Origin of the sequence: Rickettsia sp. TH2014 (assembly GCF_019249195.1) — a bacterium.
In the GTDB taxonomy this organism is placed as follows: domain Bacteria; phylum Pseudomonadota; class Alphaproteobacteria; order Rickettsiales; family Rickettsiaceae; genus Rickettsia; species Rickettsia felis.
Window position 1 is genome coordinate 1 of sequence record NZ_MXAX01000286.1, and the last position, 1,480, is coordinate 1,480.

Consider the following 1,480-nt stretch of genomic DNA (forward strand, 5'->3'; position numbering starts at 1 on the left):
TCCCTTTAATGCTCCGCTATGCTTTAACTCACTTCTTACTCTTGTATTAAACTCTGCTACCTTCTCGTTCGTATATGCTCCAATTGCTATACTTCTAATAGCTATTAAATCATCTCTCTTAAGATTATCTATCTGCTGAGTATATTCCTTAGCAAATGACGTAACTAAGCTGGTTTTAGCTTCCTGCTCATTATCCTTAATGTTAAATACGTCTAGTTTTCTATATATCTCAATGGCTTCCTGCATCGCAAAGCGTCCCATAGCTCTCGTCGCCTGCCTGTACTCTACTCTTTCCTGTCTTCTTACTTCAGTAAGCTTAACTCCTCCCGCAATCTTACGGGCTTTGTTGAACGCTCCAGTCATGCCAACAGCTGTAAACTGGTTGTTATCTCCAACAAGCACTAATTTAGCCTTAGACCTTAAGACCTCGTGAGCTAAATAGTCCATATTAGCAAGCTCTATCATGCTTGCCTCATCTGCGATCAATACTGTTTTGCTATCAAGTACATCAGAACGTAAAAAGTTCAATACAGAGTCACAACCAATAGATTTTAAATATTCTTCTTCCTCATAATATTTGCTGCTTAAATCTATCTTAAAGTCGCCTCCTTGGGACTCTACGATTTTCTTACGAAGCACACTAGTATTGTCGGTTTTGATGCCAGCATTACGGCTTAAGACCTTAGCAGATACACTACTTGGTCCAGTACCTACTACCTTAAATCCTGCCGCTTTGTACTGACGCACTATCTCTTTCATCACGAAAGTCTTACCGGCTCCGGGATTTCCTTCAAGTACGCTAATATCAGAGCCATTACAGACTGACAAGATCGCTTTAATTTGCTCATTACTGAACTCATGAGTCTTACTGTCAAATATGTTAAGCTTTAAACCTAAACTACCTCCTATCTTATCATTAAACTTATTTTGTAGGTTCGCTCCTACTACATTTACTAAATCGCCTATTTGTTCCTTAAGACTATTTCTTTCTCCAATATTACTATCTAAAATATTCAGCTTATGTTCGCCTTGAGCATTTAACTCTTCTATAGCAGATACATAACGACGCTCTAAATTTACTCTTGATTTTAAGGAATACAGAGTTCTGCTCATTAAATCTTTCTGATCCATCAACTCTATCTTGTCAGATAGCAAAAGCTTATTGTAAAGTCTTAAAAACTCCTCGCCATATTCTTTGTTTAAATGCTCAATAGCGGGGTTGTTAGTAGTATTTTCTGCTTGGTTGTTAGTGCTACTTTCTGTTTTGTTGCTATCTGTATTCCCTGCCTGACCTCCTGCCGTAATATCTACTGCATTTTCTGCTATATTTTGTGCTGTATTTCCACCACCTGCTTGCTCATTTACTAAGTCCTTACCAAATGCTCTAATAGCTTCTTGCTCTTTTGCAATATCACTTCCTTTTGACACTAAATGCACCATTAAAGCGTCAGATAATGCTATAGCTATATCTTCTTTAGTA

General features: G+C 37.8%; 1 protein-coding gene. It reads right to left on the reverse strand.

Annotated features, from left to right (window positions below):
- The coding region (locus KYQ89_RS05930; RefSeq protein ID WP_218460815.1) for an AAA family ATPase at positions 1-1,480 on the reverse strand (1,480 nt) is incomplete at both ends.